The sequence below is a fragment of the Moraxella caprae DSM 19149 genome, from assembly GCF_000426885.1.
Lineage (GTDB): Bacteria > Pseudomonadota > Gammaproteobacteria > Pseudomonadales > Moraxellaceae > Moraxella > Moraxella caprae.
Genome location: NZ_AUGF01000006.1, coordinates 1 through 25,764 on the forward strand (window position 1 = coordinate 1; position 25,764 = coordinate 25,764).

Below are 25,764 nucleotides of genomic sequence, written 5' to 3' on the forward strand. Positions count from 1 at the left end.
TTTTGTGCTTTGGCGTATGTGGTAGTAAAACACACTTCTTGGCAGGTTTGAAACTGCCAGTAGGTTGTTAAGTTTGTGTTTATGCCTTAATTCTTGAACAATCAGGACTTGTTCTTTAATTGTTCCTTTTGACGAATTAAGGCATCGAGCTTTTTTAGGTAGTCGTTTTCTGCTCTAAGATAGGCAAGTTCAGCAAGTAAGTCATCAACGCTTTTTTCATTGTCTGGTTTGGCCTGCCAACTTGGTTTGCTTGTTGTTTTGTTTGTTAATTTGTTTTGATTGGCGTTGTGTTTGTTTGACATTGCTTTTCTGCCTTTGGGTTTGGGTTCTAATCCCATTATACCAAAGGTTTGGTAGGATTTTAACCAGTTTGACAGTAAAGATGGGGTTGGTAGATTAAGCTCTATGGAAAGCTGTGTTAAGGATTTGCCATTTTGAAGTTGTTTGATTGCATTAAGTTTAAAGTCTGTGTCATAGACGGCTTTGGTACTTCGTCTTTGAATACCATCAATGCCGTGTGTTTGATAGAGTTTGACCCACAGCTCTACGGTTTTGTGGTCTAAACCAAAATGTTTTGCTGTGCGTTTGTAGCTGTGATTGCTTTGATAATGAGCAATGACAGAAAGTTTAAAGTCGGTGGTGTATTTTGCCATAGAAAGCACCCCAAAGGTTAGTTTGGTGTCTAACTTTTGGGGTGCGGTTCACCTATCATTGGACGGATTTTTTGGCAATAAGGCAATTAGTGAATCTTTTTCACTTTTTTACCTTTAATCACACGATAAATCGGCAAAATCACCATGATAATAGCAAGCACCCACAAAGTCATGGAAATGCCACTTTGCCATAGGATACCCAAATCGCCTTGTGAAATGGACAACGCACGGCGTAGGTTAGATTCCATCAAATGACCAAGTACATAACCCAAAATCAAGGCAGACAATGGGAAGTTCAGCTTACGCAAGAAATAACCAAAAATACCCAAACCAATCATCAGCATGAGGTCAAAAGTGGTGCTGTGAATTGAGTACACACCCACAAAGCTCACCGCGGCAATGGCTGGGATTAGGATATAGTTTGGAATGTCGAGCAGTTTGGCAAAGAATTTGACAAGCGGTAAGTTTAACGCCAGCAAAATCACATTACCGATAAACAAAGACGCAATCAAGCCCCACACGATGTCAGGTTGCTCAGCAAAAAGCTGAGGACCGGGCGTGATGTTGTACAGGGTCAAAGCACCCATCATCACGGCAGTCGTACCCGAACCTGGCACACCGAGCGTCAGCATGGGAATGAACGAACCACAAGCAGAGGCGTTGTTGGCAGCCTCAGGAGCTGCGATACCTCGTAGGTCGCCCTCGCCAAACTTGCCACTCTCGCCTGCGATTTTACGCTCGTTTGAGTAGGTCATCGCTGAGGCGATGGTCGCACCCGCCCCTGGTAGTACACCCACCACAAAGCCCGTTAAGCCACTACGCACAATCGCACCTACTGCCGACATGAACTCTTTGACATTGACCATGCCACGCTTGCCTTGTTCTAGGGCTTTTTGACCCACGCTTGTCTTTTCTAGCATGATGAGAATTTCACTCACACTAAAAAAGCCGATGACGATGGTGGTAAAGGCGATGCCATCAGACAAATTGACCGAACCAAAGGTAAAACGATACACACCCGTTACCGCATCAACACCAACAGTGGCAAGCAGCAACCCAATGACTGCCGCAATACCTGTTTTTAGGGGAGCATCGCCCACCAAGCCACTAAGACAGGTCAAGGCAAAGACCATGAGGGCAAAATACTCAGCAGGACCAAAGCTGATCGCCCAGTTTGCCAAAAGCGGTGCAAACAACACCACCCCTGTGATGGCAATCATCGAACCGATGAACGAACTTAGGGCGGATAATGACAAGGCAATCCCTGCCTTACCTTGTTTGGCAAGCGGATAACCGTCCAACGTGGACATGATCGCCGCCGCATCCCCCGGCACATTTAGTAAAATCGCTGAGATACGACCGCCATACTCACAGCCTAAGTAAACAGCAGCAAGCAAAATCAACGCACTCTCAGGTGGCAGACCCATCGCATAAGCAATCGGTAGCAAAATCGCCACGCCGTTAATCGGGCCAAGCCCAGGGAGCATACCCACAATCGTACCAATAAATGCCCCAACCAAAGCGATGATTAGGTTTTGAGGTGTGGTCGCAACGGCAAAGCCTTGTATTAAAAAATTTAAAGCATCCATGATTTACCCCAAAATTGGCTTCAAAATACCCGCAGGCAGGCTCACTTCTAGCGGACCATTAAACAAATAATATGTGCCTACCGCCATTACCAAAGAGGCGATGAGTGTCTTGTGCCATTTACCATCAAACAACACACCCACCGCCCATGCCATGAGCGTGGTCGCCACGATGTAGCCAAGCATTTCAAACAGCACAGCATACAAAGTCATGGCAATGGTACAAAACGCTAGGTTTTTGATGATGGGCTTATTGAGACCCAACTCGATTTTTTCGGCAAATTTGGCAGGACGAAACGCAATCACCGCACTCAATACCGCCAAAAGAGTCAATAGCATGACAGGATAAGGGCGGGGACCGATGGGGTCGTAAGAGATGGGTGCGGTATAGCCCCATGCCATGACAAGCAAAATGAGCGACACCAAAAGCATAAGCCCTGAAAATATACGATCTACCATAAAATTTCCTTTTTAAAAAACCAATCCCAAAACAGGATTGGTTTTGTCATCATGAGATGATTATTTTTTTTCAGTAGGTTTAGCTTCTTCGGCAGGAGCATCAGCAGGCTTTTCTTCTGCTTTTGGCGTGGTTACATTACCTTCAACCAAGTTAAACTCAGCCGACAAAGCACGTAGCTCCTCTGTTTGCTCATAGACATACTTAGTAAGTTCATCGCCTGTCATGGCAAATGGCAGAAGTTCACGGTTGGTGCGAAGTTCAGCAAATTTAGGGTCAGCCAGCATTTTGTCAAATTGACCTTTCCACCAGTTATAGGACGCATCAGATGCCTCTGGTGCCATGTAGTAACCACGAATCACAGGCCACTCAATGTCAAAACCCTGCTCTTTGGCGGTAGGAATGTCTTTAAAGCCCTCGCCTTCCAAACGCTCGGCAGAAAACACCGCAAGTACACGCAATTTGCCTGCTTTCACATGAGGCATGACCTCAGCAATACCTGCTGACACCACTTGAATGTGGTTGCCAAGTACCGCTGTTACTGCCTCACCGCCACCCTCCATCGCCACATAACCCATAGTATTTGGGTCAATGCCAGCCGCTTTGGCAAGTAGAGCTGTTTGCATCCAGTCTTGACCGCCCACACTACCACCTGCCCCAAAGGAGACGGATTTGGGGTCTTTTTTAAGGGCATCCACCAAGTCGTTCAGGGTTTTGTAAGGCGAGTTAGCATTAACCGCCACCATACCATAATCTGTACCCACCGCCGCAAGCCATTTCACATCTTTTTCGGTGAATTGACCGAATTTGCCTTGTGATAGGTTTAGGATAGAGCCTGTGGAGAACGCCACAATCGCATCGCCATTTTTGCGGTCGTTGGCAACGATTTTGTTGTATGCCACCGCACCCACGCCACCGGGCATGTAGGTAACACGCATGGGTTTATCAAGCAGACCTAAGTCTTGTAAGCCTGATTGAGCAAGTTTACAAGTTAGGTCAAAACCGCCACCTGGTTTGGCAGGGGCGATACATTCAGGGCGTTTTGGGGCTTCGCCTGCTACGCTTGTATCACCGCCTGTTGTGCCTGATTGAGCTTGTTGTTTATCGCCACCGCATGCAGTCAGTGCCAAGATAGATAGGGCAATCGCTCCGTATTTAAAAGCTTTCATATACCACTCCGATATTTTAAGGTATAAAAACCCAATAAAACCACACCCTTCATACCTAAACTCAGTGGCTTTATTGGGATAAGTCCAATATTCATTTTGCGATAATTTATCATTAATCTAAACGGCTTATCACAAAACTTCACTTATCATATAAAAATAAAAAACATTTTGCAACAAAAAAATATATAAATTTTATAAAAAAAATGGTGCAATATATAAAATACATGATTGTATTTTATATGAAATATTGCTACATTAATGCCATGTTTATGATGCTGATATTGCCATGTCCAATGAGTTTATTTTAGGGATTATCAACTTTTTTACATCTGCTCTTGCTGGCATTACAGGGCTTGGCGGTGGCACGATTTTACTGGGGTTCATGCCAATGTTTCTAACTGCCAGTGCCATCATTCCCGTGCATGGCTCAGCACAGCTTGCCAGCAATGTCAGTCGCATTTGGTTTGGTCGTCATCAAATGGATTTTACCTATGTCCATCCTTTTGCGGTGGGGGCGGTGGCAGGTATGTTAGTATTTGGTACGATGGTGCAATTTATCCATTTAGAACTTATTCCGTTATTTATTGCGATTTATATTTTACTTACCCAATGGTCAAAAACCATTAATCGCTTATTAAAAAGTTTTGAAAACTTTTATTTAATTGGTTTTTTACAAACGGGCATAGGTTTATTTGTCGGAGCTCCCGGTCCACTTCATATGCCCTTACTCATGAAAAAATATGAGGATAATGATGTCATCGTCACCACAGGCTCGCTCATGATGACGATTGTTCATGTGTTTAAGTTGGTAATTTATGCGATATTGGGATTTCAATTTTTGGCATATTGGCAGGTCATTGTACTGATGGCAATCTCTGCCTCGCTAGGCTCATGGGCTGGGGTCAAACTTCGCCACAAAATCCCAATGGCATGGCTAAAAACTGCCCTACCCTATATTTTGACCATCATCGCCCTAAAAATCATCCATGACAATGCGGTCAAATTTGGGTGGTTGGGAGCGATGTTTTAATAAAATTAAGTCATCATGCCATTATCACTTAAAACCACAGCTTACACATAAAACCATCCACAAAACCCAAACAAATCGCTCCAAATCAAATGTCGCCTTTGGGTGGTGTTTTTTGTGCTTTTGGCAAATTAAATACTCCATGATTTCAAAAAACATAATTTTTTTATTGACAACTTTTTTGACTGTATTATCTTGTTAAGATTGTGTCTAAATGATGACAATGTCAATTCTTTTTATTTTAGGAGTAATTCATGAAAGCATTCAACAAACTTACCCTCGCCTGTATCATCGGTATATCTACCCTGCTCACCGCTTGTGGTGGCGACAAATCTGCCGAGCAAAAAACTGACAGTAGCCAAAACACAAGCAATACTGCAAGCGATAAGTTGGAAACCAAATTTGTAACCATCGGCACAGGCGGTGCGTCAGGTCCTTATAACATCATCGGCACCTCACTTGCTGAAGGCTATGCCAGTCAGTTCGGTGCCAACGCCAAAACCCAAACCACAGGGGCATCGGTTGAGAACCTAAACCTACTTGACCAGAAAAAACTAGAAATGGCATTTGTCATGAGCGACGCTCTTAATGAAGCGGTAAGCGGTACAGGTAACTTTAAGACCCCACTTACCAGCGTGTCACAAATCGCCACGCTATACCCAACTATGTGCAGATTGTTGCCTCACAAGCCTCGGGAATTAAAAGCATTGAAGATTTGCGTGGCAAACGTATCGCTGTTGGCGCCCAAGGCTCAGGCGTAGAAGTTGCCACTCGTGCTTTGCTTGAGGGCTTTGGTATCACTTATAACGATGTTAAGGTGGATTATTTAGGCTATGCCGAAGCGGCTGACGGTCTAAAATCAGGCAAGTTAGACGCGGCATTTTTGACCAGTGGTCTGCCTAACTCATCGCTCATGGAGCTAGAACAAGGCTTTCAATTACAAATGGTTGCCGTCCCTGCTGACAAACTTGCCAAGATTGCCAAAACCAAAACTTACTTTGTCCCCATGAATATTCCCAAAGGTACCTACAGCAATACCGAAGATGTGCCAACGGCGGCGATTTTGAACGCCCTTGTGGTGCGTAGTGATTTGAGCGAAAATGACGTTTATCTTTTAACCAAATCACTCTTTGAAAACTTGCCTGCCCTGCAAAACGCTCACCAAGCCGCCAAAGACATTGATATTGCTAAGGCTCAGACAGGTTTGGTTGCACCACTACATGCAGGGGCAAAACGTTACTATGATGAAATGAGTGCTACTACTGCCAACGAGCCCATCTCTGGCGACACCGTCCAAACCACAGAGATCGAAGCAACTACCGAAACTGTTAAAACGACCACCGAAGAGAAGAAGTAAGTCATTATCATCAAGCACCCAAAAACCATAGTCATCATCAGCATGGCTATGGCTATCCTTTGTCTGACGGGGATATTTGCCCCTACCAACAATGCGGTAATATTAACCACCGACACTCATCACCACACGCTCGCTCGTTGTCGTCTGCCTGATGGCTTTATTTTAAAATGGCGACATTCAGTAGAAAAGCAGTATTGGCAAGAAGTGTATGAGTTAGACAAGGATGTACTGGTTTTGACCAAGACTTATATCCAAACATTCGGAGCGGGCGTGCCTAGTACAGGCAAGACCATCAGCGCTCCCGAAGGCTATGTGGGACAACTTATCAATCAGTCCACACCTCAAATCAGCTGGATAGTCTCAACCAACATGCAAGGCGAGATTTTGAGCGACACTCACACGTTATCGCTTTATAAAATCGTCCCCGAATATAGCCAAATCCATATCAGTCCAGAGCAGCTGAATTTTTGGCAGTTTTATCACATCCCTTCATGTTTAAAACAACAAAGAGAATAACATGACAAATGCAAAAACCCCTGACGATACTGGCATATCAGACAGTAAAGCTCAAGAGATTTTAGAAAAATTTGACCGAGAATCTGTCACTCGAAACCCCAAAGACAACTGGGTGCGTTATCTGATTGCTGGCATTGCCATTTTGTACTCGATTTTTCATTTATACATCACCTTCAACCCCCTGCCCGAACTAGTGCAACGCTCTATCCACGTGGCGGTGGGGGCGGCTCTTATTTTTTTAATCTATCCCCCCGCCAAAAAATCCAGCCGTCAAAAGGTCGTTTGGTATGACTGGATTTGGACGGCTCTTGCCTTGTCCGGTGCTGGCTATTTGATATGGCAATACCAAGACATCGTTACCATACGGGGTGGTATCCCCAACCAAATGGACATCGTCTTTGCCATCATCACGGTGGTGGTGGTTATGGAAATGGCACGGCGGATTACAGGGTGGATTTTACCAATTTTTGCCTTAGTTTTTTTGGCGTATCCATTTATCAGCCACATGGATTTTATGCCTGATCGCCTACTGACACGCCCTTATGATTTTGGCGATATTTTTGGACAATTATACCTAAAAACCGAAGGGCTATACTCGACCGCCATCGGTGCGTCTGTTACCTTTATTTTCTTGTTTATCTTATTTGGCTCGTTTTTGGCTCGCTCTGGTATGGGACAGTTGTTCAACGATTTGGCGTTGGCGTTGGCAGGTCATAAACAAGGCGGTCCTGCCAAGGTAGCGGTGATTTCTAGTGGCTTTATGGGTTCTATTAATGGAGCTGCTGTTGCTAACGTGGTTGGCACAGGGGCGTTTACCATTCCACTTATGAAGCGTGTGGGGTACAGTAAAGAGTTCTCAGGGGCGGTGGAAGCCAGTGCGTCTGTCGGTGGACAAATCCTACCACCCATTATGGGAGCGGCCGCCTTTATCATGGCAGAAACCACAGGGGTCAAATACAGCACCATCGCCCTATCGGCGGTACTGCCTGCCCTACTGTACTATCTGGGCGTGATTGCTCAGGTGCATTTTAGAGCAGGTAAGCTTAACTTGCGTGGCATCCCCAAGGCGGATTTGCCCCGTGCCAAAGAAGTTCTAAAAGCTCGTGGACATATGCTCCTGCCCATCGTGTTTTTGGTGGTACTACTTGCCAAAAACGTGCCGATTGGCTATACCGCTGCCTATACCATCGCAGCGACCATCGTGATTAACTGGCTACGCCCTGAGACTCGCATGGGTTTTAAGGATATTCTAGGGGCATTTGAAGACAGTGCCAAACAGTCGCTGTCGGTCATGGCAGCGTGTGCGGTCGTGGGCGTAGTCATCAGCGTGGTAAACCTAACAAGCTTTGGCACGGTCATGACATCGTCCATCGTAACGCTTGGGGCAGGCTCGCTGTTCTTGACGTTACTCCTAACCATGCTTGCGTCCATGGTGCTTGGCATGGGCTTGCCGTCCATTCCTGCTTATATCATCACCGCAACCATGGCAGCCCCTGCTTTGGCAACGTTTGATGTGCCGATTTTGGTGGCTCATATGTTTGTGTTTTATTTTGGGATTTTTGCCAACATCACACCACCTGTGGCATTAGCCGCCTTTGCAGGAGCGGGTATTTCTGGGGGTGACCCCATGAAAACAGGCTGGCAGTCACTCAAACTGGCATTGGCTGGCTTTATCGTGCCATTTATGTTTGTCTATAACCCCAACATGATGATGATTGATGTTACCGACATGGCAGTTACCGCCAAAGAGTTTGCCATGCCAGCATGGCACGTTATTGCTACTGTTGTCACCACATCCATCATTGGCGTGCTTGCTCTATCAGCGTCCGTAGAGGGTTACTTTAAGACCACGCTACCGACATGGGCGAGGGTTGTTACTGCTATTGGGGCGTTTTGCCTTATCGTGCCTGAGACCATGACGGACGTTATTGGTCTTGGGGTGGTCATTGCCATGTTACTATTGAATGTTAAAATGGCAAAAAAAAACAAACTGCGCTGTGTTAATCCATGCATCGCCTTTGGGCGGTGTTTTTTTTCAAACCAAAAAATAGACAGAAACACCCATAAACAAATCCTAGCATGACCCCCAAAATCATGTTAAAATAAAGCGATTTTTATTCATAGTTTTTATTCTCAACAACCTGGAAAAGCATTATGACTCATCAAGATGTTCCTGCACAGGACAAAACTCACGACACCGCTTTTTTATCCGAAGCGGATGCTCAGCGTTTACAATTTGAACAAAACGCCCTACATTACCACGAACACCCCCGTCCTGGTAAAATCTCTGTCACTCCCACCAAACAAATCGCCAACCAACGAGACCTAGCTCTTGCCTACTCCCCTGGCGTGGCGGTGCCTTGTCTTGAAATCGAAAAAGACCCCAAACTTGCCGCCAAATACACCGCCCGCTCAAACCTAGTTGGCGTGATTACCAACGGTACTGCTGTGCTCGGTCTTGGCAACATTGGTGCATTGGCGTCCAAGCCTGTCATGGAAGGTAAAGGCGTGCTATTTAAGAAGTTCGCTGGCATTGATGTGTTTGACATTGAGATTAATGAGACCGACCCCGACAAATTCATCGAGACAGTGGCAAGCCTAGAGCCAACCTTTGGCGGGATTAACCTTGAAGACATCAAAGCGCCTGAGTGCTTCAAAATCGAGCGTGAACTGCGTGAACGCATGAACATTCCTGTGTTCCATGACGACCAGCATGGTACCGCCATCATCTCAGCCGCTGCCCTGCTAAACGCTCTACAACTTAACGGCAAAAACATCGGCGAGATTACGCTTGTCTGCTCAGGGGCAGGGGCGGCAGCGATTAGTTGCCTTGATTTGATTGTGGCACTTGGAGCCAACAAAAACAACATCTATGTGCTTGACTCAAAAGGCGTTATCACGACAAGCCGTGAAAACCTAGACGAATCCAAAGCCCGCTTTGCTCGTGATACCGACAAGACCACCCTTGCCGAAGTCATGAACGGTGCCGACGTATTTTTAGGTCTGTCAGGGCCAGACGTGGTCAGCCAAGACATGGTACGCTCAATGGCAAAAGACCCGATTATCTTTGCCCTTGCCAACCCAACCCCTGAGATTATGCCCGAGCTTGCTCATGCGGTGCGTGATGATGTCATCATGGCAACAGGTCGCTCAGACTACCCCAACCAAGTCAATAACGCCCTATGTTTCCCTTATATTTTCCGTGGGGCATTGGACGTTGGGGCGACTGTCGTTAATGAAGAGATGAAGCTTGCGTGCGTACACGCCATCGCAGCGATGGCTCACACCGAATCCACCCCGTCTGTAGACAGTCAAAAAGACGAAACTGGCAAAAGCTTTGGGCGTGAATACCTTATCCCCGGTCCTTTGGAGCCAAATCTAATCCTAGAGATTGCCCCTGCTGTTGCCAAGGCTGCGATGGACACAGGCGTGGCAACCTTGCCGATTGCAGACTTTGATGCCTATCGCCAAAAATTGTCTGAGTTTGTCTATAACTCAGCCCTTGCCATGAAGCCCATTTTCAACAAAGCAAAAGCCAACCCAAAACGCATTGTCTATGCCGAAGGTGAAGACATCAACGTCTTGCGTGCGGTGCAGGTGGTGGTTGATGAGAAGATTGCCGAGCCGATTCTTATCGGGCGTCATGACATCATCAATCAAGAAATCAAATCGTTGGGACTGCGTTTGGTGGACGGTCAGAACATCACCATCATCGATCCACATACCAATCCCAAAAATGACACCTACTATCAGCATTACTATGGCAAAGTGCAACGTCAAGGGGTAAGCTTGGAGCTTGCTCGCCGTGATGTTCGCCGTAAGACAACCCTGCATGGGGCGTTGATGGTGGAGCTTGGCGATGCCGATGGCATGGTGTGCGGTACGTTTGGATTTTATGATTTGCACCTAAATTACCTAAAACGCATTATCGGTAAGCGTGAGGGCGTCTCAAACTTCTATGCCATGAATGCCGTACTCATGCAAAACCGCAACATCTTTATTGCTGACACTTATATCAACGAAGACCCAACTGCCGAAGAGCTTGCCGAGCTTACCATCTTGGCAGCGGCAGCAGTACGCCGTTTTGGGGTAACGCCAAGAGTTGCTTTGTTGTCGCACTCAAGCTTTGGTACGTCCGACAAAGAGTCTGCCGTTAAGATGCGTGAAGTTCACAAAATCCTTACCCAAAAAGGCGTGGATTTTGAATTTGATGGCGAAATGCACGGCGATGCCGCCCTAGATAGCCGTCTGCGTGAGATGGCAGCACCGTTTAGCACCTTGACAGGCAATGCCAACTTGCTTATCACGCCAACGCTTGATAGTGCTAACATTGCTTTCAACTTGCTAAAATCTGCCACAGGCTCGGCTGCCCTAGGACCTATCTTGCTTGGTGCGGATAAGCCCGTGCATATCTTGACACCTTCTGCGACCGCTCGCCGCATTGTCAATATGACAGCTCTGACGGTGTCGGACGCTCAAGAAATGGCAAAATAAGCCTACCATACCCCAAAAAAGCACTCATCAGGGTGCTTTTTTTATGCTTAAATTTACGCTACAATGAGCCAAATTTATCAAAAAAAATTTACCATGCAAGTATATTTAGTTGGTGGGGCGGTGCGTGATACGCTCTTAGGTCGCCCTATCAAAGACAAAGATTTTATGGTGGTAGGGGCAACACCTGCCGACCTGCTCGCTCATGACTTTACCCAAGTGGGGGCGGATTTTCCTGTGTTTTTACACCCGCACACCCATAATGAGTACGCCCTTGCCCGCACCGAACGCAAAAACGGCAAAGGCTATCAAGGTTTTGCCGTACAGACGGACGGGGTTAGCCTACAAGACGATCTAGCTCGCCGAGACTTGACGATAAACGCCCTTGCCATAGAAGTCATCGGGCTGTTTGACGACACGCCACGCACAGGGCAAGTGGTGGACTTTTATGGCGGACAAAATGACCTACGCCACAAGCTCTTACGCCATGTATCCCCTGCATTTAGCGAAGACCCGCTTCGTGTGTTGCGAGTCGCTCGCTTTTATGCTCGCTTTTATGAGCTGGGTTTTACGGTCGACCCTGACACCGCTCGCCTTATGCAAGCCATTGCCAGTCAGGGGGAGCTTTTGCACCTTAGCCGTGAGCGGATTTGGACGGAATGCGTGAAGGCTTTTGATGAGATGTGTGCGTTTGCGTTTTTTGAGTTGTTATTTGACTTAGATATTTTAAAACAAATTCTACCCGAGCTAAACACCATTTGGCAAGATAACACCATTCGCCAAATCACATTTGATAAATTAAAAACCGCCCACGATAAGCCATTGCATATCAAATTTGCCATATTAACCTATGGATTTTTGGACAATAAAGCGGATTTATCAAAACTGTGCGAGCGGTTATTAACGCCCAAAGCCATTACGCAATTTGCCCAATTATTCATCACGCATTTTGATGAATTAACCCATTATCAAGACATTTCTGCTGATAAATTATTAATGTTAATAGAAAATACCAAAGCCCAAAAAGACAAAACGATATTATTTGATTTGATTGATGCGGTAGAAATAGTGAATAATAAAACAATCAATCGTGAATTTTTTCATCACTCCATTAGCCTTTATCAATCGGTAACGATTAATGATATTGATAAGTCATTAAAAGGCAAACAAATTGGCGATGAGCTGACACGGTTACGCTTATTAAAATTAAGCGAATTTTTAAAAAAGGCAATTTTATGAAAAAAGTCGCCCTAATCACAGGCGGAGCAAAACGCATTGGCAAGGCAATCGTCCAAGCCTTTCACAACAACAGCTTTAATGTCATTATCCATTATCATCATAGCCAAACAGATGCTCAAAATTTGGCAGATGAATTAAATGCCATTTGTGATAATAGTGCCAAAATCATCAAGGCGGATTTGAGTGTTGTTAATGATAAAAATACATTGGCAGATTTTAAAAATCACGCCATAGCTTTATTTGGGCGGATTGATGTTTTGGTGCATAATGCGTCAAGTTTTTATCCAAGTGATGTCAATGATGAGTTTGATAAATGGCAAACGGACTGGGACGATTTGTTTTTGACCAATGCCAAAGCTCCACTATTTTTAAGTCATGTTTTTAAAGATGAGCTTATCACAAATCATGGAGCAATCATTAGCCTGCTTGACATTCATGCACGAGATAAACCCTTTATCGGCTATCCCATTTATAACATGGCAAAATCGGCACATCTGGGCATGGTGCAGTCCTTGGCGTTGGAGTTTGCTCCAAGCGTACGGGTCAATGGCGTCTCCCCTGGTGTGAACATTTTTCCAGAAGACAATAAAAATAATGAATTAAACGACACCATCAAAGACAAGCTAACAAAATCGGTTCCTTTGCAAAAAATCGGTACGCCCAATGACATCGCCCAAGCGGTGCTATTTTTGGCAACTGCTCCTTATATCACAGGGCAGATTTTGGCGGTGGACGGTGGACGAAGTTTGACATTAAAGGGTGGCTAAAAAAGACAGGACATAAAACAGCAAAAACCCACCATCAGGCGGGTTTTTGTAAGGGTGTGATACAAATTAGAATTTGTATTCTAGACCTGCACCGACACCATAAGCATTTGCTTTGTTGCCAGTAGCATTATTTCTTAGGTTAACACCTTCAGAACGTTGGTAAGCACCATATAGATGACCAGTGGTTGCTTGGTTAAAGGCATACTTGCCACCAACTACAGTACGGAAAATTTCAGCATCTTTGTTGCCACGTGCATTATCAACATAGTCTAACTGACCATAAGTAGACCAAGGAGTTTGTACTAGTTTATGCTCAGCAGATAGAGTGAATGCATTTTCTTTCTCGGTACCAGCACCCAAAGCGGTACGATGTAACGCACTCCATTGAGTATTTTGATATAGGGCAGCTACAGTAGTAGCAGGGCTTAGGTCGTAAGCACCACTAACACGAATCGCTTTAGTCTTACCTGATTGGACATAAGTAGCACCTGCACGGTATGGGGCACTCTCGGGTTCAAACTGAGCACCAACACCCCATGCATCACGAGCCAAAGTATCTGTATTGTTGTTCTCATCAAGAACATACATGCCTAGGAAGTTAAGACCGTTATATTTTGGAGAGACATACGCAAGGGTATTGTTAGCACGTGGACTATCAATAGTGGCTAGCACATTATCACCACCGATGACACCGCCTTCTGTTACATTAGCATAGTCAACCATGCCATCAATCGCACTCAAGCGACCAGCAAGCAAAGTACCATATTGCTTGTTAGATAGACCTAGGAACGTATCACGAGAGTAGAATTGATCTTCATTGGCATCAACATCAATACCATATTCTAATTGATACACAAGGTCAGTATTGGCAGTTAGAGCTTCTGAACCTTTAAAACCGATACGAGAGGTGTTAGAGTTTAGTTGGCTACGAGAGTCTCTGCTTGCACTGTTACTATTGCCGTCTTGTACGTCAAGAGTTAAAAACGCTTTACCGTAAACTTGTGGGGCAGCTTGAGCAGCTGTGATAGACAGAGCAGCAACGGCTGACGCTAAAAGTAGTTTTTTCATGGGTTTCTCCACTGACATTTTTAGTGATGGGGCTGCTGTACGCTTGCACCCAGTGTGATAAACCATAAATCGCTTAACAGCTTATCACGGCTTTTTTAAGTTATTGCCAATATGGGTATTTCATCATAGTTTCGTGACATATTTGTGATAACTTTTACATTTTTTGATAATCATGTATCAAATTTTGCATAAGCTTAACACAATAGACAAAAACAGTCATTAATTCCATACCGTGTGTATAGAATAGCAATTTTGTCATATTTTGCAACACCTTTTATCACAAAAATTCACACTTTTTTGCATAAATTTTAAAAATATTATATTTATCAATAATTTATAATATTACTGATTTCCAAAAATTTTGTAAGCATTGAGAATATTTTTTAATTGGATGGTGTTTTTTGACATGACATGAAGTTATATAGCGTTAATTTTAGATCAATGTATTAATGTTTTATATGTGTTATATTGCGCTATTGTGTGAAAAATAATCAATTTGGGGCTGTACGTGACAACCAAAACGGGTTCACAGATGGTTAAATCATGCTAAAATATATCCATAATTTTAATGTTTAATCAATATTGGAAATATTTATGACTGACATACTGCCCGAAGATGACTTGCACGTCATCGCTAGCCGTGCCAAAGCCAAAACCGACATCAGCCATATTCATGCATTTTTGGGGGCAAAAACTAGCGATAAATGGCTCGCTGTCGCCAAAGATAATCTCCCCTTACTCATGCAAGACCACGCCAACTGCGAGAAAAAAGCAGCAGGGACGGCGATGAATTTGATTTTTCGTTATGAGTTTCACAGGGATTTGCAAGAAAAACTTGCCCAGCTGGTACGTGAAGAAATGCTCCACTATGAGCAGGTGTTAGAACTCATGAAAGAGCGTGGCATCGCATGGTCGCACCTGCCTGCGGGGCGATATGCCAAGGGGCTATTAAAGCACAAACGCACGTGGGAGCCTGCCGGCATGATAGACGTGCTGATTATCGGGGCGTTTATCGAAGCTCGTTCGTGTGAGCGATTTTCGGCATTGGCGGATGTGATTGATGATGAAAAGTTATCAAAGTATTATAAATACTTACTCAAATCCGAAAGCCGTCATTATGAAGATTATCTTGCCCTTGCCCAGTCGGTATCTGATGAGCCAATAGATGAGCGAGTGGCGTTTTTTCGGGCGGTGGAAGCGGAGCTGATAGATAGCCCTGATGGGGAGCTACGCTTTCATAGTGGCGTGCCTGACTTTGTTTAAAATTTATCCAAGCAAGCCATCATCGTATTTATCAATCATCGGATTTTAAATTTTAGCGTGCGTAGTGCTTGCAATTTGGGCGGGCAGACGCATATTATGGCTTTACTCTTTGGCTTTTTGCCTTGGTTTTAACTTTAAGTGACTGATGACTTACAGTTAAAAGTTAAACGCATTCATCTTATCATCTTACCTTTTTACCTTTGGAAATATTATGACCACTCATCACAAACTCATCATTCTAGGTTCAGGACCAGCAGGCTACTCAGCAGGGGTGTACGCTGCCCGTGCCAACCTAAACCCCGTCATTATCACAGGGCTACAACTGGGCGGACAGCTTACCACCACCACCGAGATTGACAACTGGACAGGCGGAAAAGAGGGCTTAACGGGGGGTGAACTCATGGATAACATGAAAGAACACGCCGAACGTTTTGGGACACAGCTTATCTATGACCATATCCACACCACCGACCTACAAAACCGCCCTTTTACCTTAACAGGCGACAACGGCACTTATACCTGTGATGCTCTTATCATCGCCACAGGAGCAACTGCTCAGTATCTAGGCTTGGAGAGTGAAACGGCATTTATGGGGCGTGGCGTGTCAGCGTGTGCCACCTGCGACGGCTTTTTTTATAAAAACCAAAAAGTCGTCGTCATCGGTGGGGGCAACACCGCCGTAGAAGAAGCCTTGTATCTATCTAACATCGCAAGCCATGTTACCCTAATCCACCGCCGTGATAGCCTTAGAGCCGAAAAAATCATGCAAGACCAACTGTTTGAAAAAGTCAAAAACGGCAACATCACGATTGAATGGAACAGCAGTGTCAAAGAAGTCGTGGGCGATGACATGGGCGTAACAGGCGTGATTATCCAAAACACAGACGGCACCACCAAACAGATAGACGCCATGGGAATGTTTATCGCCATCGGACACAAGCCAAACACCGCCATTTTTGACGGTCAGCTTACTATGAAAGACGGCTATATCGTGGTAAAAAGCGGACTGGACGGCAATGCCACCGCCACCAGCATTGACGGCGTGTTTGCTTGTGGGGACGTGGCAGACCATATCTACCGCCAAGCCATCACATCGGCAGGGACAGGCTGTATGGCAGCGTTAGATGCGGAGAAGTACTTGGATGGGATGTGATTTCACCCAAAGCAAACCACGGATTTAGACACACAGCCCATTTAGTATTGTTTTTTAAATGGGCTTTTTATAGGCCTTTCAATGGCAACTTTAACTCCAACAACAAAAAGACAAATTGCCTAGGCAATTTGTCTTTTTAATGATAAAACAAATACTTATCTCATCGTAACAAACTCTTCAGACCCTGTGGGATGAATGGCAACAGTGCTATCAAAATCACGTTTGGTCGCCCCCATTTTGATGGCGACAGCAAAGCCTTGAATCATCTCGTCCACGCCAAAGCCCACGCCGTGCAAGCCGACCACTTTTTCATCATCGCCCACGCACACAAGTTTCATGCGACACGGCTCACGATGAGCGGTAATGGCAGAGTACATGGACGTGAAGCTGGATTTATAGACCTTGACCTTGTCCGCCCCAAATTCATCAATGGCGTCTTTTTCGCTCATGCCGACTGTGCCAATGGGTGGGTGGCTAAACACGACCGTGGCGACATTGCTATAATCTAGGTGTTCATCGGGCTTATTGTTAAACAGGCGTTCAGACAGTCTGCGACCGCTCGCCACCGCCACAGGGGTCAGCTCAATGCCGTTTTCAATAATATCACCCACCGCATAAATGCCGTCCACCGTGGTGTTTTGGAATTTATCCACGATGATTTGACCCTTTTCGTTGGTTGCCACGCCTGTTTTGTGCAAGTCAATGACATCAGTCGCTGGCACACGCCCTGTCGCCCAAATCAGGCAGTCCACATTTAGGGTTTCGCCATTGTCAAAATACACGGTCAAGCCGTCATTTTTTTCAATTTTAACAGGATTTACGCCCGCATGGAACGTAACGCCGTCTTTGACCATGACATTTTGCAAAACTTCTACAATATCTTTATCAAAACTCTTTAAAATACCGCTACGCACGCACAAATGCGTATCCACACCCAAGGCATTCATCACGCCTGCAATCTCAACGCCAATGTAGCCACCACCAACAATCGCCACCGATTTTGGCAATTCGGTCAAATCAAAAAAGCCGTCCGAGTCAATGCCATATTCTGCCCCCTGTATGTTGGGACGGTGTGGGCGACCACCTGTGGCAATCAAAATATGGTCAGCGGTAATGGTCTCGGTCTCGCCATTTTCATAGCTGACTTCTACCGAATTTTTATCCAAAAATTTGGCAAAGCCGTTGATGAGCGTTACGCCATTTTTTTCAAAGGTGTTTTTATAAAATTGATGAATGTGGTTGATGTAGGCGGTGCGGTTTTCAACGAGTTTGGCAAAATCAAAGTTTTTGACGTCCAAATCAAAGCCATAATCAGGGGCATAGTTGTGAATGGCGGTTGCCATGTTCGCCCCGTACCACAACACTTTTTTTGGCACACAGCCCACGTTAACGCACGTTCCACCAACGTGTTTTGCTTCAATCACGGCAACTTTTTTGCCGTACATACTGGCACGGTTGGCAGAAGCGATACCGCCACTACCGCCACCGATGGTAATATAATCAAAATGTCTGGTCATGGGTTTTCTCCAAAAAAAGGTTGGGTTATTATAACGTAAAATAACAGCGATGACGATGTATTTGAAAAATCGTTGGTATCGATTTTTTAAATAAGTCAATCCATTAAACTGATAAAATCCTGCTTCCAATACCGATAGCGGTATGCGTGGCAATGCGGTTGTCAAGCGATACAAAAACAGCGTGGTTGTATTTGACAAGCGTCCGTTAATTGCTTTGAGCCTTGAATATGTTGCCAATTGATAAGTTCATCTTGCAATAAGCTGATGTTGTCGGGAATGAAGACATGACTATGGCTGGGCATTGGCTGATGACGGTAAAGAGCGAATACCCGTTAGCTCTTTACCGTCATCACCAATCTCTTCTTGGGTTGCTAAAAAGGATTGGGGGTTGTTGCTCAGCAACCAACTTTTCTGCCATTGACACAAGATAATCACTTGCCGACATATTTTGTTGTTTGGCAATTTGTACAATCTGCGTTTCTACTTGTGGGGGTAGGTCTAGGGCTATCATGAATGACTCCTTTTAAAAGATAAGTCATTGTAGCACAATCGAAAAACACAAAAAACCCCAATCTCAGCCACGCTCATCTAGCACGCCCCACCAACCGCTTGACGACATCCATCATTTGACCGACTACCGCTTTATCTACCCGTCCGTCTCGCCCATAGCGGTGTTTGCGATACAGACCCTTTAATTCATCAATGTCTTCGGAATTATTTGGCGTTTTTAGACGGTCAAGCCAAGTCAAATAAGGCTCGCTCGCCCCCTTGCTCCATGCCTTATCCTGCTTGGCAAGCCCTGCCGAGAGCTTCACAAGTGGCACGTCTAGCCCATGATACTGCCGTCTGCGTCGGTACATCATCACACCCACAAATAAGACAGCAAGCACCCCCACGCCCCCAACCAATATCCAAAACTGCTGAGCAAAACTTGTGATATTAAACCATTTAAAGAGCGAGTTTTTTTGCTCATCTTGGTCATAGCCGACCACGTTTTTTTGCCAATAATAGCCCATCTGGTCAGAGTAACGTCTCAATGTTTGTAGCATCTTAAACTGCTGATAACTCCATTGCCCTGTCATACCATCGCCAAACATGGACGCACCGCCCATTTCAGTTACCGCATTCATGCCTAATTCCACACGGTCAGGCGAGACAAAGGCGGTCGGGTCAATACGCACCCAGCCCTGCCCATCAAACCATACTTCTGTCCATGCATGAGCATCCATCTGACGCACTTCCCAGCTCTGCCCATCACGCCCAAGCTCACCGCCTTGATAGCCTGCCACCACTCGAGCAGGAATGCCTGCCGACCGCATTAAAAAGGTAAAACTGGACGCATAATGCTCACAAAACCCCGCCTTCGTCCCAAACAAAAACTCATCAATGCGGTCATCTCGCAGTACAGGAGGTGAGAGCGTATAGCTAAATCCACCCGTGGTGATAAAGTTTTGCACCGCTTGTGCATAGCGGACAGGGTCGCCTGTCTGGGCATAGAGTTCACTGGCAAAGGCACGAGCCTGCTCATTACCATCTTCGGGCAGGCGTAGATTAATGCGTTTTTGGATGTCAGTTAGCTCAATATCCACCTTAGGCTGGCTAAAATAACTGGCACTATAGCGTTTTTGGGTACTAATCGGGTAATAATGACGCAGAGTAAAATCGCCCGTCATGCCCATGCCACGCTCAGGATGCAGGCGTGGATAATCAAGAGCAAACAGCCAGTTTTGCTCGGTTGGCTCCAAGATAACCCGATAATGATGTTCCATGCCTTGATAAGCACTCATCGACCATGCTGGGGGCTTATCACTATCTCGTGACGACCAAAAATGAGGCGAAAACTCACTTTGTCGCCACGTCACCCCATCAAAATCGCTAAACACCAGCCCACGCCAATACATTTCATGACGGCTTGGCATTTGCCCATCAAATTCGGCACGAAACGCCAGTTCAGTCGATTGACTCAGATTAGAAAAATCCCCCGGTGACATGCTATCTGAAACACCCGTTGTCACAGATTTGCCCGCCATCGGCAGTGACCACATCGGGGGCAGGCGGGGAAAAAACAAAAACAGCACCACAAGCAGGGGAATGGCAGGCAGAGTTATCATAGCCAGTGCACGCAGTCGCCCCGAACTATCAGCATTATCATCATCACTAATGGCGATAAAACCCACCAATATCATCATAAGTGTCGGCAGTCCCACCACCGCCACGCTCAAATCCTGCCGTATCAAAAACGCCGACGCCAGCGTAAATAACGCAAGGTTTAACGCCACATAAGCGTCCCGCTTCTCATACAGCTCCCACGCCTTTGCCACAAAGCACAGCACCAAAAAGCTGACCGCCACATCTACGCCAAACGCCTGCCCAAAACCCACCCAAATCGCCACCGTGCCAACCAAAAACAGTAGCACCTGCACCACTTGATAGATACGGCGTAGTCGCCCACCACTTAGACGGTGCAGGTGTGCCTTGATACTGGGTTTTTGCATGATGATGCTAATGATGAGTGCGACCAGTAGCCATGCAGGAACGCCCATCGCATGGGGAAACACAAGCGATGCCATGGCAAGCAGTAGCCAGTGATAGGCAGGCAGAGCAAGGATTTTTTGCCAAAATTTTTGGGGGCTTGTGGTTAGGGTTTTTCTACCTTGACCAAAATCGTGAAAAGTGCTGTTCATGGTGTCTGTGTCGTGTGGTTTTGCCCGATAAATGATTTGGTAAAATTAGGGTAAATGATTTGGTGAAATTAGGCAAATACCAACCTTTTTATTTATCATCAATTTATTAACTATCAAACCAAATCTTTTTTATAAATAGAATAACTCAAAAATGCTTTTAAACGGCTTTAAAAGGACTTTAAAACGGATAATATAAACCGCCAATTTTGCCAACTGCCAAAACCCATCAAGGCTCTTTGGCAAGTCTTAGCAGACATTGGCGGACAAACTCATCGCCCACGCCTATCTGCCCTGCCCCACTGGGCAAAACAAGCATAAAGGGCGCGCCTTGGCTGGCAATGGCTTGCACCGCATGGGTCAGCTCACTTAGGCGGGTCTCATGCACCCCTGACGGCATGTCATCATAGTGCAAGCACCACTCACGCCCGAGCGAGTCACCAAAGTGCTTGGTGAGCATGCCCGCCCCCCGTGCCACGTGCGACCATGACACCCGTGCCAAACTCTCGCCTTCTTGGTATTCGTCCAACATCTCAAAGTCGCTTTGCCCTGCCACACTAATGGCACTTCGCTCATCGCTCTCGCTTGCCACCGCTCGCTTGTCGTTTTGCCAGTCAAAGGGGGTAGGCTTGGGATGTACAAACATCGGACTTGCCAAATACACATACGCCCACGCACGCATGACCCCGAGCGGATAGCAACTGCTGATGACCAAACGGGGCAGGGTCATCACCCCCCGAGTGGGCGTATAGACAGGCAATCTGACCAGCACCGATTTGCCCAGCGTTGGCGTGATGATAGTGCGAGCATTCATGAAGTCTTCTCGTGCCTGCCCTTTGAGCATTTTTTGGACAATCTCATGCTTATCATCAAACACCGCTTCTATCTGCCGTGACGCCTTGCCACTTCTGGTGGATAACTCCAAAGTCACATAACCTATCGACCCTGCCTCAGACAAGCTAGACTCGACAAACCGCACATCAATGCTCGCCACCTGCACAAAGGTATAAAACACCGTCACAAGCCAAATGCCGAACAGATAAAAGCACAGCCCCAGTACCAAGTTATTGCCATAATTGACCCCCGTCACAAAAGTGGCGATGAGTAGTAGAGCAAACAGCAGTCCTTGACGGCTAAAAAAGATATAGACATTACGTAGCCCGAGCGACACCGTATCTTTGCGTGGCGAGCGTCTGGCAAAGAACTCGTTGAGCTTGTTCTTTATGGGATTGGTCAGTGGGCGAGTTAGGCGATGAGCAGATGATTTCATGGGCATACAGATAGATTGATTGGGTTAATGACAAATGGCAAATCCGCCATCAATCAATCGCCACTTCGTCCAAAATACGTCTGGCAATGGTCATCTCAGTCAGACCACCCAGATGATGAAACGGCACAAACCGCTGTCCTAGCCTGTGGTCAGCGACCGCCGAGAACACCGCCTGCACGTCATCTATCGCCACATTGTCCTGCCCTAATACATAGGCATAGGCTTGGCAAGCACGCTTTAACGCCAACACGCCACGGGGGGATAAGCCGTGATATTCTTGACTTGAACGGGTTTTGGCGACCAGTTTTTGTAGGTAGTCTAGCACCACAGGGGCGATGTAGATGTCTTTGACTTCTCGCTGAGCTTGTGTCACTTCTTCGCTGGTCAAAATCGGGACAAGCTCGCCCATCATCGCTCTACGGTCTCTCCCCTCTAGCAGTTCACGCTCAGCTTTAGGTGACGGATAGCCGAGCGAGACACACATCAAAAAGCGGTCAAGCTGTGACTCAGGCAATGGATACACGCCTGCTTGTTGGGCAGGGTTTTGGGTAGCGATGACAAAAAAGGGCTTGGGTAGAACATACGTTTGTCCATCTTGGGTTACTTGTTTTTCTTCCATCGCTTCTAACAGTGCTGACTGCGTTTTGGGACTTGAACGGTTAATCTCATCAGCAAGAAGTAGCTGAGTGAACACCGCCCCTTTTCTAAAAGCAAAACTCTGCTCGCTTTGGTTGTATATCATCATTCCCAAAATATCGGCAGGAAGCATGTCATTGGTAAACTGCACACGGTTAAAATCTAGCCCTAACAGGATAGCAAGACTGTGTGCCAACGTGGTCTTACCCATACCAGGTAAGTCTTGCAGTAGCAAATGCCCATCCGCCAAAATGCAGGACACGGCAAGGGTTACGGCTTCTTCTTTATCAAGGACGATTTGGTTTAGTTTGTCAAGTAAGGTTTGGATTTTGGGCTGGATGTGTGACATGAAACACTCGAATAAAAAATATTGGCTCTGGTTCAAAAAGTATGCTATAAAGAAAACCGTTCGTGGTGAGCTATGCCTGCCCATAACGGTTTTCCTACCCGCAGGCAGGCTCAGGGCGAACGGAAAACCTAGTTTGGCATACTTTTTGGACTATTATCTAAAAATTAAGTGGTCGGATAGCCATTTTTCATGCAAAAACGATTGGTTTTTCTAAAATATTTCTGTATTGTAAATAGTGCTATAAAGGGCAGGCATTCCCTAATAATTATATCAATTTTTTTAAAAATTTTTTGTATGACAAGCGTTATTGTGGCAAACTTTTTACATAAAAAACACCCAACGATGTGTTGGGTGTTCGCTATTATGGCAGTTACGCTTCAGCAGGGGGCGGGAAAGTAATCTCGGTATTGGCAGGTTGCAGATAGTCGCCTTGTAGGTATCTTGCCCCCACCGACCACGCCATAGACATGGTGGATGCCTCTTCGATGTATGGCATGAGCGTGCTTGCCCCTTTTTCGGTTGCTGTATTGACCAGCCCTTGCAAGGCCGTTAAATTCGCCTCTCTGTCTAAGTCCTTGGTATAACTACGGGCAAGACGCACCATGTTGGGCGACAGATAATCTAGCACCTCGGCGGATTTAGCAGTTACCCCAAAGCCATTCATGCCCACAGGACAATCGATGTTGGCTAGGGCGATAAACTGACGTTTGGCGACCGCCATATAATCCATTAAATCTTGTTCACTAAACTGCAATGTCAGCACCTCACTACCACCGCCAATGGCTCGGGTCAGCTGAGTGATGATGCCTGCCAAATTAGTATCCGCCAGTGATGCCGATGACAACCCTATTAACAGGCGTGCGGTAGGCTCACTTTGGCGAATGCTTGCCAAATGTTTGCTGGCATTGATAAGCATCCAACGGTCAATTTTTTCAAGTAGATTGTGTTTTTTAGCAATGGGGGTTAGCTTATCGTAGGTCATTTCTGTACCATCAGCTTGAGGCAACGTTATAAACGCCTCAAACAAGCTACTACTGTCGGTATCAATATCATAAATCGGCTGATATTTTAACACAAATTTATTCTGGGTTAAGGCAGTTTGGATGTACTCCGCCATCACTGTATCATCCTCGCCTGCAATGGCACTAATATCAAAAGCTTTGACCTTTATGCCTTCGTCATCAGGATTGATGTCCTGAACAGTATCCATGGCACGACTTAATACCACGCCTGCCTCAGGAGCATTGACATCCATCATTACCACACCGATGGACAGTGTGGCAGCAACGGTACGACTGCCCACCTCGATGAGCATATTTGCCACACGCTCAGCAAGTTGCTCTGCCAAAGCCATCGCTTGCTCTTTGTTTATCTCATCGACCACCAACGCAAAACTGGTATCACTAAATCTACTCACGCTGGCATCATGTGCTTTTTTGGCGGTCTCATCAAGCACCCAAGCCACTTGTTTGACTGCGGTATCTATTCCCGTTAAGCCTGTGCTTGAATGAATCTTGCCCATGCCGTCCATGCGAATATATAACAAAGCAGCTGACTTAATATCACCACGTGCAACTTCTTGTTGGGTGCCCTGTAATGATTCGGTAAAGGCAAGACGATTGGAGAGTCCTGTTAGGGCATCTTGACGCTCTGCTTCGGCAAGTTTTTTGGCAAGCTCAGCACTGTTATTTTCATTTTGTTGAATAATCATCTGCGTGACAGGCTCGCCATCTAAGGTCGCCGCCGCCAGTTGCAATTTGGATGCAAAGGTTGAGCCATCTGTACGTTTGCTCTCGAAGGAAAACTCCACCTGTGAGCGGTCACCCTTGTCAAATTTGCGTAAGAATTGTTTAAAGCCTTTGACATTGTCCCCACCGGCAATCAAATCCACCACCGGCACACCAATAATCTCTTCCATGCTGTTATAGCCAAACATTTCCAAGTATGGGTCGTTGGCAAAGATATGTACGCCTTGATCGATGTATGCCACAGCAGATTTTGAGTTTCTTATCAAAATATTAGCACGTTGTTCGGCTTCTTTTAAGATGGCTTTTAGATGGGCGGTTTGGCGTTTGGCTCGCACATAATCCGTCTGCAGACAAATGGCAGAAACGATAAGTCTGTCATCGCCTTTTGCCAATGATTTAATCATGTCGCCATGAACTACCTCAGGATTGCCATGTCCATTAACAGCTGCCTGCGTATCATCATGCACCAAATGAATGACAGGCAGAGTTATCTGCTCTTCTTGTAGGATACCCACCACATCTGCAAAATTCATGTCATAGGCACGATGAAAAACAAGCACGTCCCAGTCTTGGCGTAGGGATTTGACAAACTCTGCCTTTTCATCCCAAAAGCCCAAATTGACCTCATCAAAATATTCTGACAAGTGACTGATAAGATGCTCAGCATAGAGTTGCTCTTCATCAATAAACAACAGGTTTAGGATATTTTTTTTCATAGACATACAGTGTATTAAAATCGATGCAGAAAGACTGGCGTTAGATTACCCAAAATATTTGCAATATTTGTACCAATTTGTAATATTTTGAAATATTTTTA

19 protein-coding genes and 1 pseudogene are annotated in these 25,764 nt (G+C 45.8%); 9 read left to right on the plus strand and 11 right to left on the minus strand.

The features are described 5' to 3' along the window. Positions 1-101: 101 nt before the first annotated feature. From K941_RS0101950 to K941_RS14410, 4 genes are all read right to left on the minus strand, one after another. On the minus strand, positions 102-653 hold the full coding sequence (locus K941_RS0101950; RefSeq protein ID WP_029102286.1) for a helix-turn-helix domain-containing protein: 552 nt from the start codon (positions 651-653) through the stop codon (positions 102-104). An 86-nt stretch (positions 654-739) separates the two neighbouring features. Beyond that, positions 740-2,242 (minus strand): tripartite tricarboxylate transporter permease, encoded by a 1,503-nt coding sequence (locus tag K941_RS0101955; protein WP_029102287.1) that lies wholly within the window; start codon positions 2,240-2,242, stop codon positions 740-742. 3 nt (positions 2,243-2,245) lie between these two features. Further along, positions 2,246-2,698, minus strand: coding sequence for a tripartite tricarboxylate transporter TctB family protein (locus tag K941_RS0101960; protein WP_029102288.1), 453 nt, complete (start codon positions 2,696-2,698; stop codon positions 2,246-2,248). Between the two features lie 60 nt (positions 2,699-2,758). After that, the gene (locus K941_RS14410) at positions 2,759-3,865 is read right to left on the minus strand and encodes a Bug family tripartite tricarboxylate transporter substrate binding protein (RefSeq protein WP_084137646.1); all 1,107 of its coding nucleotides are present in this window, start codon (positions 3,863-3,865) and stop codon (positions 2,759-2,761) included. A gap of 286 nt (positions 3,866-4,151) precedes the next feature. Here K941_RS14410 and K941_RS0101970 point away from each other — a divergent pair, with 286 nt between their 5' ends. The 7 genes and pseudogenes from K941_RS0101970 to K941_RS0102000 all read left to right on the plus strand — a co-directional run bounded on the left by K941_RS0101970 (position 4,152) and on the right by K941_RS0102000 (position 13,262). Further along, positions 4,152-4,895 (plus strand): sulfite exporter TauE/SafE family protein, encoded by a 744-nt coding sequence (locus K941_RS0101970; protein WP_029102289.1) that lies wholly within the window; start codon positions 4,152-4,154, stop codon positions 4,893-4,895. Positions 4,896-5,146: 251 nt separating this feature from the next. Then, a pseudogene (locus tag K941_RS14415) lies at positions 5,147-6,150 on the plus strand (TAXI family TRAP transporter solute-binding subunit); the annotation flags it as partial. Between the two features lie 147 nt (positions 6,151-6,297). Continuing rightward, positions 6,298-6,765, plus strand: a complete 468-nt coding sequence (locus K941_RS14420; protein WP_167539579.1) for a DUF1850 domain-containing protein — start codon at positions 6,298-6,300, stop codon at positions 6,763-6,765. A 1-nt stretch (position 6,766) separates the two neighbouring features. Further along, complete coding sequence (locus K941_RS14425) at positions 6,767-8,848, plus strand: TRAP transporter permease (RefSeq protein ID WP_084137647.1); 2,082 nt, start codon at positions 6,767-6,769, stop codon at positions 8,846-8,848. A 71-nt stretch (positions 8,849-8,919) separates the two neighbouring features. Next, positions 8,920-11,259 carry an NADP-dependent malic enzyme gene (locus K941_RS0101990; protein WP_029102290.1) on the plus strand — a complete coding sequence of 780 codons (2,340 nt, stop codon included), beginning with the start codon at positions 8,920-8,922 and terminating at the stop codon, positions 11,257-11,259. A gap of 93 nt (positions 11,260-11,352) precedes the next feature. Then, the gene (locus K941_RS0101995; protein ID WP_029102291.1) at positions 11,353-12,495 is read left to right on the plus strand and encodes a hypothetical protein; all 1,143 of its coding nucleotides are present in this window, start codon (positions 11,353-11,355) and stop codon (positions 12,493-12,495) included. Beyond that, positions 12,492-13,262: a pteridine reductase gene (locus tag K941_RS0102000; protein ID WP_029102292.1), complete on the plus strand. Its 771-nt coding sequence runs from the start codon at positions 12,492-12,494 to the stop codon at positions 13,260-13,262. Before K941_RS0101995 ends, K941_RS0102000 begins: the two co-directional genes overlap by 4 nt. Before the next feature lie 66 nt (positions 13,263-13,328). Here K941_RS0102000 and K941_RS0102005 read toward each other — a convergent pair whose 3' ends face one another. Beyond that, a complete protein-coding gene (locus K941_RS0102005) occupies positions 13,329-14,330 on the minus strand; it encodes a porin (protein WP_029102293.1) in 1,002 nt (333 codons plus the stop codon). A gap of 594 nt (positions 14,331-14,924) precedes the next feature. On the opposite strand from K941_RS0102005, the gene miaE reads away from it, so the two are divergent. Further along, complete coding sequence (gene miaE / locus K941_RS0102010; RefSeq protein WP_029102294.1) at positions 14,925-15,593, plus strand: tRNA-(ms[2]io[6]A)-hydroxylase; 669 nt, start codon at positions 14,925-14,927, stop codon at positions 15,591-15,593. A 211-nt stretch (positions 15,594-15,804) separates the two neighbouring features. Next, positions 15,805-16,746 (plus strand): thioredoxin-disulfide reductase, encoded by a 942-nt coding sequence (trxB, locus tag K941_RS0102015; RefSeq protein ID WP_029102295.1) that lies wholly within the window; start codon positions 15,805-15,807, stop codon positions 16,744-16,746. Positions 16,747-16,901: 155 nt separating this feature from the next. On the opposite strand, the gene gorA is transcribed toward trxB, so the two are convergent. The 6 genes from gorA to K941_RS0102055 form a co-directional block, all read right to left on the minus strand. Continuing rightward, complete coding sequence (gene gorA, locus K941_RS0102020; RefSeq protein WP_029102296.1) at positions 16,902-18,263, minus strand: glutathione-disulfide reductase; 1,362 nt, start codon at positions 18,261-18,263, stop codon at positions 16,902-16,904. 349 nt (positions 18,264-18,612) lie between these two features. Next, the gene (locus K941_RS17010; RefSeq protein WP_156892289.1) at positions 18,613-18,774 is read right to left on the minus strand and encodes a hypothetical protein; all 162 of its coding nucleotides are present in this window, start codon (positions 18,772-18,774) and stop codon (positions 18,613-18,615) included. Between the two features lie 73 nt (positions 18,775-18,847). Continuing rightward, positions 18,848-20,947: a transglutaminaseTgpA domain-containing protein gene (locus K941_RS14430; protein ID WP_051225801.1), complete on the minus strand. Its 2,100-nt coding sequence runs from the start codon at positions 20,945-20,947 to the stop codon at positions 18,848-18,850. 226 nt (positions 20,948-21,173) lie between these two features. Then, positions 21,174-22,214: a DUF58 domain-containing protein gene (locus K941_RS0102040; protein ID WP_036387282.1), complete on the minus strand. Its 1,041-nt coding sequence runs from the start codon at positions 22,212-22,214 to the stop codon at positions 21,174-21,176. 49 nt (positions 22,215-22,263) lie between these two features. Next, positions 22,264-23,199 carry an AAA family ATPase gene (locus K941_RS14435; RefSeq protein WP_036387261.1) on the minus strand — a complete coding sequence of 312 codons (936 nt, stop codon included), beginning with the start codon at positions 23,197-23,199 and terminating at the stop codon, positions 22,264-22,266. Positions 23,200-23,569: 370 nt separating this feature from the next. Continuing rightward, positions 23,570-25,663 carry an EAL domain-containing protein gene (locus tag K941_RS0102055; RefSeq protein WP_029102299.1) on the minus strand — a complete coding sequence of 698 codons (2,094 nt, stop codon included), beginning with the start codon at positions 25,661-25,663 and terminating at the stop codon, positions 23,570-23,572. Between the last annotated feature and the right edge of the window lie 101 nt (positions 25,664-25,764).